We start from the raw sequence: 7,930 nt of genomic DNA, 5'->3' as shown, positions 1-7,930 counted from the left end.
TACTACGCCGGCGAAGGGCTTACACTCACCGGATGGACGTTTAGCGCCGACGTGACCACAAGCGACCTCGAAGCAGTGCGCAAAACCGCCACCGAGGCGAACAAGGCCGCAAGCGACGCCGCCGCCGAAATCGCCGGCGCACGAGACCTCGCCACCCAGGCGGACGGTAAGGCCGACAAGGCGCAAACCACCGCGGATGCGGCGAACACGCTCGCAGCCAAGGCGAACGACACGGCACAGGAGCGGGTGAAGACCATCGCCGCTGGCACAGGCGTCACCGCCACCCGCGCCGGAAGCACGGTGACCCTGACCGCGCCGAACACGCTGCCCGCGCCCACCAGCCTCACCAGCACCGACCTCAACACGCTCAAAACCGGCTGGGGCGCCTACTGGGCTGGCGGCGGCAACACCTGCTCGCACAAGCCAAGCGGCGTCGGACACTTTGGCCTGATCGTGCAACGCACCGCACTCGGCTGGACCACCCAACTCCTCACCGACCCGCAGACCGGGAAGATCTGGCGTCGCACCTGGAACTCCAACAGCTGGGACGAATGGAAGGCGCTGGCCGAGGACCGGGACGCGACCACGACGATCCACGGCCTCATGAGCAGCGGAGACAAGAAGAAGCTCGACAGCATCCAGGACGGAGCGAACGCCTACACTCTGCCCGTGGCCGCAACGGATACCATCGGCGGCGTCAAACCCGACGGCAAAACCATCACCATCGGCGAGGACGGCACCATCACCGCACAATCCAGCGCGACAGCGGCATCCTTCCTCGCCGCACACCCAATCGGCTCGCTCTACTGGTGCGTCACCGGCAACCCCACCGACCAGGGCGGCACATGGAAGGAAATCCCCACAATCATCGGAGGACACGTCTGGCAAAGACTCGCCTGAAAGGAGCCATCATGGCAAAAACCACGAACATCACCAAATACACATGCGACCGCTGCCACGACAGCGCATACCTCACCGACGGAGATCCGCGCACGTCGAGCGACTGGCACCAGATCAAACACACCACCGCGGACGGAGTGACGCAGGAGGCGCTGGCATGCACCTCATGCCAGCAGGAATTCAAGAAACTCGCCGCCACGCAGGACGCGGCCTACACGGCATGGCTTACCGAGGGAAAGGACTGACATGACCACCACGCTCATCACAGGCAAGGGCGGCACACCGCACATCACCAGCGGCGACATGGGCGCCATGCAGGCCGGAATCATCGGCAACGGCAGCTACCTGCTGCAGGGCAGCGACGGCACTTTCCCCACGGTGACCATGCAGGATGCGAATCACGCGCTGATCCCCGTCCTCAACCTCGTGGTCGAAGGACGATACGCGCGAGTCACCGAGGCCGAGACCGCGACCATCGAAAGCGGCGTGAGCGGCCAGAACCGCAACGACCTCGTCTGCCTCAAATACACACGGAACAATCAGAACATCGAGACCGCTGCCATCGCCGTGCTCAAAGGCACGCCAAACACCGGAACGGCCGCCGACCCGACCGTCCCGTCGGGCAGCATCCACTCGGCCTCCGGCACGGCGTGGATCCCGATCGCCCGCATCCCGATCAGCGGGATCACGCCCGGCACGCCGGTCATGCTCATCAAACAGCTGCCTCCCATGTCGAAGCTGTGGGATTCCGTAACCCTGTACAACGCGAAGGGCTTCACGGTCATCCGCACCGGCATGATGATGCTCGTCAAATATTCCGGCAATATCGGTAAGGGCAGTTGGGATTCAGCGCAATGCGAATACGTGCTGCCCGCCGAACTGCGCCCGCCTGTCGAGGTCAATGCGATGGTGTGCGTGTCGAACGGGCAGACGGCGAGAATGCTCATCGTCAAGCCGGAAGGAACCATCCGATGCTCGAACATGGGAGCCGCGGGCAGCAATCAGGGTTGCGTCGGCTCGCTCTGCTATCCGGTCGTCTAATCGACGGTCAGAGCGGCACCGTGATGCAACCCTCGACCCAACCGCCTTTGCCGATCGTCATCTTCGCGGACGAACGAAGGGCGATGGAGTTGCCAGCGGCCTGCACCTCGACGCCATGAAGCCCCACACTCGAATTGGACACCGCGGCGCAATGCACCTCGAACGCGGCCTCCAATCCAGGAAGCGTGAAAAGCTGGGACACCTCCCATTCCCTCACGGCATTCCAGTTCGTGTTGAGCCGGATGGCATGAAACGCGACGATCAACATCCCGCCGACAAACGCGGTGCGATAATTCACGTCCCAGTTAGCGTTTGGTTTCGTGAGGGTTACGGAATCCCTCATCGCATGATTGCCTTCTCCCAGAGCCTTTGCGCGTCCTTTAGCACTGTCACGTCAGGCCGCAGGTAATAGCGGGCCGTGGTCTCGATGCTCGAATGACCCAGGGCGCGGCTCACCACCGCCACATCCACTCCGGCAGTCAAAGCGCTCGTCGCCCACGAGTGACGCAGGTTCTCCCTGGGCACGAAAGGGAGCCGCTGCTCACGGCACCATCGTCTGTAGCGGCGGTCCACCTGCCCGGGATTCAGGCCGCCGACAAGCCTGCCAGACCCGCCGTGGCGGATCAGCCGCAGACGAAGCACCGCGAACCGTGGGAGCGCGAGCTCCCTGGCCGACAGATCGGTCTTCGGCTCGACAACGACCTCGTGGCCGGATACCCATTGCACACCGCGCCGGATCCGCACCAGTCCCGCCGCGCAGGTCGATGTCCGACCATTCGAGGCCGAGCGCCTCCTCCGGCCTGAGCCCCAGCGTGACGCTGCAGATGAGCCATGCCTCGAGCTCATGCCCCCAGAACCCACGCAGGAGCGTCGCGATCTGCCGCGAATCGAGCACGCGCGGCTGATGATCCGTCCTCTTCGGTCCCCTGACGCGCGTGGTCGCGTCCACACTGCTCACGCCCCACCTGGATGCCTTGCGGAGCATCGCCCGGAGCACGCCCCACGCCTTGCGCGCCGCGCCGCGCGGCATGCCGGCCATCCACGTCTCGATCATGCCGGCGGTGATCGAATCGATCTCAAGCCCGCCGAAAGCGTCCACGATATGGCATCGCCACGCGCTCTCATATCCGACCATGGTGCATTCCCTCAGATTCGCGCACGACGGCAGCCACACTTCGTCATGGAAAACGGACAACAGCATCTTTTAACCTCCAAATCCCACACGCCACAGCGGCCTGTCCGCAATGGTCGGCGTGTGGGATTCCACAGTAGAAAGGCCTGTGATGCAACTGCTTGACCAGATCGTCGCATGGCTCGTGCCCGCCATGTGCGGCGGTGCGGCCACGCTCGCCGCGGTGGTGTGGAGGTACGGGCGTGCGATGATCCATGGGCTGCGTGTCCTGCTCCGTGCGGAGATCATCCGCATCCACCGTGAATACGTGCAGACCAACAGTCCGATACCGGTCGAGGTGATGGACGAGGCCGACGACGCGTACAGCGCGTACAGCGCGCTTGGCGGCAACGGGACGGGAACGAAGATGCACGACGAGATCATGGCCGCGCACAACGGCCCGAGAAAGGAGAAGCCATGACATTGGTGCATTTCCACCTGGCCGACGCCGAGGGGCGCGGTCTGGACGGCAGCGTGAGCCTCGTGCCCACGAGGCGCGTGACGGTGCGTGATGCGATCCGCCTGCCGGTCGCGCAGACCGCCAGGCTCGACAACGGCGAAGCCACCGTGGAGGTGATGCCGACCTCGACGCAATGGGTGTGGCGTGTGAGCGAATTGGTCGCTTCGGGCATCACCCGCTACGTCGAGGTGCCCGACAAGACCGACGGCATTGTCGAATACAGCGGGTTGCAGGATGTGGATCCGAAGACGTTGGACGCGACCGCGGGCACCGTGGCCGCGTGGGAGACGGTCACGCGCGCCGCGCAGCTCGTCGCCGACCAGATCACGGACGTGGGCGACAAGGTGTCGCGCGCCGAATCGGCCGCACAGTCGGCCAAGGCGGACAGCGGCGTCGCCACGCAGGAGGCCACGGCGGCAAAAGCGTCGGCCGAATCGGCCCGGTCGAGCGCGCGGGCGGCCGCATCGAGCGCGAGCATGGCGCACGACAGCGAGACCACGGCCAACGGCCTGATCGGCGAGGCCCGCACGATCGCGTCCGCGATCGAAACCGCACGCGACACGGCCACAGCGGCGGCATCGCAGGCCAAGGCGTCCGAAACCGCGGCCGTCAAGTCGGCTGAATCGGCCAAGACGAGTGCCTCGACGGCCACGGCCAAGGCTGAGGCCGCGACCAAGGCAGCCACCACGGCCGGAACGTCGGCCGATGCGGCAGGCCGATCGGCCACCGCGGCCGCCCAGTCGTCCACGACGGCCACGACCGCCGCGACCAAGGCGGCTGACGATGCGTCCACCGTCAGCGCCAAAGCCTCCGCCGCCGCATCGTCAGCCGACAGCGCGGCCGAATCGGCCACCGCGGCCAAGACGTCGGCCGACAGCGCGCAGGCGAGCATGACCAAGGCCAAGGCGTCCGAAACGGCCGCCGCGCAATCCGCCGCAACGGCGAAAACGTACGCGGACAGTGTGGCGCACTGGATCGAATGCACGGACATGACCGACGCGCTCGCGAAGAGCAAGCAGGATGCGACCGCGCTCTGCTGGTGGCCGAGGGAAGTGAACTCATGAGCGGGATCATGGGCGGCGCAATGTGCGCAGGGCGCATCGTGAGCGGCGCATGCCTGGGCGGGAAACGCATCGGCATCGTCCACGCCGGGCAACTCATCTGTCCCAGCGGGAAGAACCTGGTCGTCTACCCGCTCGGCGCGCGGAAGGATGGGCTGATGCAATGCGAGCTCATGTCTGACGGCGGGCTGCAAGTCACGTTGAAAGCCGGGCTGAAGCAATGGAACGGGCTCGGCGTGACGGTCGGCCTCGCCGACATCGGCCTCTCGCCAGGCGACACGGTCCTGCTGTCAAGCCGCTACGGCGACGTTGTCCCGCCGAACTGCTCCTTCAACATCAAGTTCAGGAGGAGCGGCGGCGTAGTGGTCTACGATTCGGGCGTCTGGAGTGCGAACGGCCAATTGAAGGTCACTGTCCCGGCCGCGGCCGAAAAGGTCCTCTTCACCGTCTTCCGCAGCGTCGCGACCACGGAGGATTGCGAGATGATCCTGCATCCGATGCTGGAGAAGGGGTCGGCCGCGACCGTGTGGGAGCCGCCGGAAAACGCGGGGGGGGGGCAGGGTCTTGACGCGACAAGTCCAGCCCAGGACCTGATCGTCAACGGCGGATTCGAGTCCGGCGACCTCACCGGATGGACCGTCACCGGGTACGCCATCGTGGTCGACCGGCACGCCAGTACAGTCAACAAGCCGCATTCCGGCATCCGGTGGCTTGTTGTCACGCGAGACGGGACTGACGTCCTGCAGCGGGTCGAGGTCACGCCGGAAGCGTCCCTGCGTCTGTCGTTCTGGCGCGCCGAAGGCGGCGTCGATTCGATAAGGGTCGGCACGGTGGCGGTCAAGTCCGACGACGGGCGCGTGATCGCGAGCCTGGACCTGCCGGTCCCGCCAGACACCGCCTGGCATGCTTGGACGCTCGACTTCACCGTCCCCTCGGACGTGGACGCGGTGGCCATCACGTTCGCCAGCCGTTCGTGGATGCGTCTGGATGACGTCAGCCTCATCCGGATCGCCTAGGACGAACCAGCATCAAGCATCACAAGCACAAAAAGGGAGACCGCCATGTCCGCCGTCTGCGTCTGCATGATCCTGCTGCTCGCGGCCTTGGGGCTGCTCGTCCGCGGGCGTGCGGCGCGTGACCCGCTCCCGTGGACGCCCCTCGCCCTGCTGCTGCTCGCGGTCGGCATCGGCGTCGCGGTCACGGTCCTGCTCGCGCTCACGCGGCTCCTGACGGTCGCGGTCCTCCTCTGGACGATCGCCTTCACACCATGACCATCAACCACAACATCAACCACAACAGATGAACAGCAACGACCCCGACCCGGCAGGCCGGGGTCGTCCCATAGAAGGAGGAAAATTGACAGACAACCGACGACGCCGCATCCCAGCGAGGGCGGCGCGAATCGTCGCCTGCGCGGCGACGGCGCTGGCCATGCTCGCGGCCCCCGCGGCCATGGCCAGCATGAATGTCATCGACGTTTCCGGATGGCAGAGCTCAGACGTGACCCGCGTGGTCGACGCGGACGCCGCAGTCGTGAAGATCACCGAAGGCACCGGGTACACGAACCCGTATTGGAAGACCCAGATCGACTGGGCGCGTTCCACGGGCAAGGCGTGCGGCGGCTACCATTACGCCGACGGTGGCAGCGCGGTGGCCGAGGCGGACAGGTTCGTGTCCGTCTTCGGTTCCTATGTCGGCCAGTGCGTGCTCGCCCTCGACTGGGAGGGCGGCGGCAACGCCGCATGGGGCAACGGCGCCTGGGCGCAGACCTTCGTGCAGCGCGTCTACGACCGCACCAAGGTGTGGCCCATCGTCTACGTCCAGGCATCCGCGGTCAATCAGATCACGGCATACACCCGGAAGCATTGCATGCTGTGGAAGGCGCAGTACGCTTCCATGAACGCCACTGGATGGCAGTCCTTGCCATGGAACGCCGGAAGCCACGGCGAAGGCATGGTCCAGTACTCCAGCACCGGCTACCTGAACGGTGTCGGCCCGCTCGACCTGAACTTGTTCTTCGGCGAACGCGAGGCATGGCAGAAGATCGCGGTCGGCGACAGAGGCAAGACCAAGACCGAGATCCGCAAGGACCCGGTAACGCCGAAGGTCGACACGGCACCCGACTACGAGGCCATGGCGACCAAGGTCATCCGCGGCGACTACGGCAACGGCGAGGCCCGCAGGACCGCCCTCGGTGCCAACTACACGAGGGTCATGGAGGCCGTCAACCGCCGCCTCGGCCTCGGCTCCGCCGGAACTGCGTCCACCGCGACCGCAACGGGCGGCGGCGTGTCCGCGGTGGTCCGCAGCGGCGACACCATGAGCGCCATCGCCGCCCGCTACAACAGGCACCCCGTCACCGCCTGGCGCGTGCCCAGCGGCAACATCAATCTGATCTACCCCGGCCAGACCGTCACCTACGGCGGTACGGCCGCCACGACAGCGCCAGCCGCGACGGGAGGCCACGTCGTGCGTGCAGGGGAAAGCCTCTGGAGCATCTACGGCACCGGCTGGCAGGCCGCAGCACAGCGCAACGGCCTGCGCAGTCCTTACACGATCTATCCAGGCCAACGCCTGATTTAAGGAGGTGAGGGAAAATGGATGAATCCAATGATCCGCAATCCGGTTACCTGCTGCCCGACAAGGCATACGAGATCCTCAAATGGCTCGCGCTGATCGCCCTGCCGGCCATCGCGGTCTTCGCGCAGGCGGTCGGCCCCGCATGGGGCCTGCCTCACGTCGACCAGATCGTCGCCACGATCGACGCGCTCGGAGTGCTGATCGGCGCCCTGATCGGAGTCAGCGAAATCAAGGCCAGGCTCACTGCCTGACACATGCAATGCGCCCCTCTCCCGACCGACACGGCCGGGAGAGGGGCGCTTTTCTGTTTTGACGGTTATGATATCCATAAAAACGGAGTGCCTTTTGAGTGCCCGACAGTGCACGGAAGACTCAAAACCGTTGAAAACACTTGAGACGTGGAAATGTAGCAGAGTTCAAATTTAACGTGTCCAAGTGAGTCGTTGAGCTGCTGAAAACGGCGTGTTTCCAACGTTTCCCGGTTTCGGGAGCGGTGGGGACGCGCCTTTTTTGAACTCGCGGGATATGGCCATTTTCGCCTTTATCGATGTTCCGCAGTACCTGCCGTCAGCGCAAGAGGCATTGATGCTTCGGTAGTGCCCGAAAAGTTGCGCACTTTGGATCATGGCCGTCCATGGCGCGATGATCAGTTCGCTTCCACGAGGTTGTCATCGAGCCGGGACATGTCCAGGTAGCGGCGGTTCGACCATTCGTTCG

At 65.2% G+C, this 7,930-nt stretch carries 12 protein-coding genes; 9 read left to right on the top strand and 3 right to left on the bottom strand.

The genetic code is table 11. The features are described 5' to 3' along the window. The 3 genes from KIH75_RS09585 to KIH75_RS09575 all read left to right on the top strand — a co-directional run. Positions 1–900, top strand: a 900-nt coding sequence (locus tag KIH75_RS09585; protein WP_240541478.1) for a pyocin knob domain-containing protein, incomplete at its 5' end; no start/stop codon positions are given. 11 nt (positions 901–911) lie between these two features. Beyond that, positions 912–1,145 carry a hypothetical protein gene (locus tag KIH75_RS09580; RefSeq protein ID WP_065439089.1) on the top strand — a complete coding sequence of 78 codons (234 nt, stop codon included), beginning with the start codon at positions 912–914 and terminating at the stop codon, positions 1,143–1,145. Position 1,146: 1 nt separating this feature from the next. Further along, positions 1,147–1,941 (top strand): hypothetical protein, encoded by a 795-nt coding sequence (locus tag KIH75_RS09575; RefSeq protein ID WP_219056484.1) that lies wholly within the window; start codon positions 1,147–1,149, stop codon positions 1,939–1,941. Positions 1,942–1,948: 7 nt separating this feature from the next. Here KIH75_RS09575 and KIH75_RS09570 read toward each other — a convergent pair whose 3' ends face one another. Genes KIH75_RS09570 through KIH75_RS09565 form a run of 3 tightly spaced genes read right to left on the bottom strand, consistent with a single transcriptional unit; the run spans position 1,949 to position 3,142 of the window. Then, complete coding sequence (locus KIH75_RS09570) at positions 1,949–2,284, bottom strand: hypothetical protein (protein ID WP_219056483.1); 336 nt, start codon at positions 2,282–2,284, stop codon at positions 1,949–1,951. After that, positions 2,281–2,514 (bottom strand): tyrosine-type recombinase/integrase, encoded by a 234-nt coding sequence (locus KIH75_RS10330; RefSeq protein WP_338024333.1) that lies wholly within the window; start codon positions 2,512–2,514, stop codon positions 2,281–2,283. Before KIH75_RS10330 ends, KIH75_RS09570 begins: the two co-directional genes overlap by 4 nt. Next, the gene (locus KIH75_RS09565) at positions 2,483–3,142 is read right to left on the bottom strand and encodes a tyrosine-type recombinase/integrase (protein ID WP_338024332.1); all 660 of its coding nucleotides are present in this window, start codon (positions 3,140–3,142) and stop codon (positions 2,483–2,485) included. Before KIH75_RS09565 ends, KIH75_RS10330 begins: the two co-directional genes overlap by 32 nt. 82 nt (positions 3,143–3,224) lie before the next feature. Between KIH75_RS09565 and KIH75_RS09560 the strand changes: the two genes are divergently transcribed. The 6 genes from KIH75_RS09560 (at position 3,225) to KIH75_RS09535 (ending at position 7,464) form a co-directional block, all read left to right on the top strand. Next, entirely contained in the window at positions 3,225–3,533 is a 309-nt protein-coding gene (locus tag KIH75_RS09560; protein ID WP_219056482.1) for a hypothetical protein, read from the top strand. Then, the gene (locus KIH75_RS09555) at positions 3,530–4,636 is read left to right on the top strand and encodes a hypothetical protein (protein WP_219056481.1); all 1,107 of its coding nucleotides are present in this window, start codon (positions 3,530–3,532) and stop codon (positions 4,634–4,636) included. The genes KIH75_RS09560 and KIH75_RS09555 overlap by 4 nt, the downstream gene beginning before the upstream one ends. After that, positions 4,633–5,649, top strand: coding sequence for a carbohydrate binding domain-containing protein (locus KIH75_RS09550; RefSeq protein WP_219056480.1), 1,017 nt, complete (start codon positions 4,633–4,635; stop codon positions 5,647–5,649). The genes KIH75_RS09555 and KIH75_RS09550 overlap by 4 nt, the downstream gene beginning before the upstream one ends. Before the next feature lie 45 nt (positions 5,650–5,694). After that, positions 5,695–5,904, top strand: coding sequence for a hypothetical protein (locus tag KIH75_RS09545; protein ID WP_219056479.1), 210 nt, complete (start codon positions 5,695–5,697; stop codon positions 5,902–5,904). Positions 5,905–5,989: 85 nt separating this feature from the next. Next, positions 5,990–7,216, top strand: a complete 1,227-nt coding sequence (locus tag KIH75_RS09540) for a GH25 family lysozyme (RefSeq protein WP_236028236.1) — start codon at positions 5,990–5,992, stop codon at positions 7,214–7,216. A 14-nt stretch (positions 7,217–7,230) separates the two neighbouring features. Further along, entirely contained in the window at positions 7,231–7,464 is a 234-nt protein-coding gene (locus KIH75_RS09535) for a phage holin (protein WP_219056478.1), read from the top strand. Positions 7,465–7,930: the final 466 nt, after the last annotated feature.

The sequence above is a fragment of the Bifidobacterium pongonis genome, assembly GCF_019331805.1.
Classification (GTDB): Bacteria; Actinomycetota; Actinomycetes; order Actinomycetales; family Bifidobacteriaceae; genus Bifidobacterium; species Bifidobacterium pongonis.
This window is presented reverse-complemented; position numbering and strand designations above follow the sequence as displayed.

Excerpts from the sequence above, each read along its gene's own strand:
- KIH75_RS09580 (WP_065439089.1), top strand. The coding sequence starts at position 912 with ATGGCAAAAACCACGAACATCACCAAATACACATGCGACCGCTGCCAC.
- KIH75_RS09575 (WP_219056484.1), top strand. The coding sequence starts at position 1,147 with ATGACCACCACGCTCATCACAGGCAAGGGCGGCACACCGCACATCACC.
- KIH75_RS09570 (WP_219056483.1), bottom strand. The coding sequence starts at position 2,284 with ATGAGGGATTCCGTAACCCTCACGAAACCAAACGCTAACTGGGACGTG.
- KIH75_RS09565 (WP_338024332.1), bottom strand. The coding sequence starts at position 3,142 with ATGCTGTTGTCCGTTTTCCATGACGAAGTGTGGCTGCCGTCGTGCGCG.
- KIH75_RS09560 (WP_219056482.1), top strand. The coding sequence starts at position 3,225 with ATGCAACTGCTTGACCAGATCGTCGCATGGCTCGTGCCCGCCATGTGC.
- KIH75_RS09555 (WP_219056481.1), top strand. The coding sequence starts at position 3,530 with ATGACATTGGTGCATTTCCACCTGGCCGACGCCGAGGGGCGCGGTCTG.
- KIH75_RS09550 (WP_219056480.1), top strand. The coding sequence starts at position 4,633 with ATGAGCGGGATCATGGGCGGCGCAATGTGCGCAGGGCGCATCGTGAGC.
- KIH75_RS09545 (WP_219056479.1), top strand. The coding sequence starts at position 5,695 with ATGTCCGCCGTCTGCGTCTGCATGATCCTGCTGCTCGCGGCCTTGGGG.
- KIH75_RS09535 (WP_219056478.1), top strand. The coding sequence starts at position 7,231 with ATGGATGAATCCAATGATCCGCAATCCGGTTACCTGCTGCCCGACAAG.